Origin of the sequence: Bacillus cereus group sp. BfR-BA-01347 (assembly GCF_022663835.1) — a bacterium.
GTDB lineage: Bacteria > Bacillota > Bacilli > Bacillales > Bacillaceae_G > Bacillus_A > Bacillus_A thuringiensis_K.
Window position 1 is genome coordinate 1 of sequence record NZ_JAKUGG010000116.1, and the last position, 210, is coordinate 210.

A 210-nucleotide genomic window follows, 5' to 3' on the forward strand; every position below is an offset into this window, starting at 1 on the left:
CAATAAAGTTTCCGTGTTTCGTTTTGTTCAGTTTTGAGAGAACTATCTCTCATATATAAATGTATGTTCTTTGAAAACTAGATAACAGTGTAGCTCATATTTTTTAATTTTAGTTTGGTTAAGTTAGAAAGGGCGCACGGTGGATGCCTTGACACTAGGAGTCGATGAAGGACGGGACTAACGCCGATATGCTTCGGGGAGCTGTAAGTA

At 38.6% G+C, this 210-nt stretch carries 1 rRNA gene; it reads left to right on the plus strand.

Annotated features, from left to right (window positions below):
• Nucleotides 1-116 precede the first annotated feature (116 nt).
• A 23S ribosomal RNA gene (locus MR143_RS32910) occupies nt 117-210 on the plus strand; the annotation flags it as partial.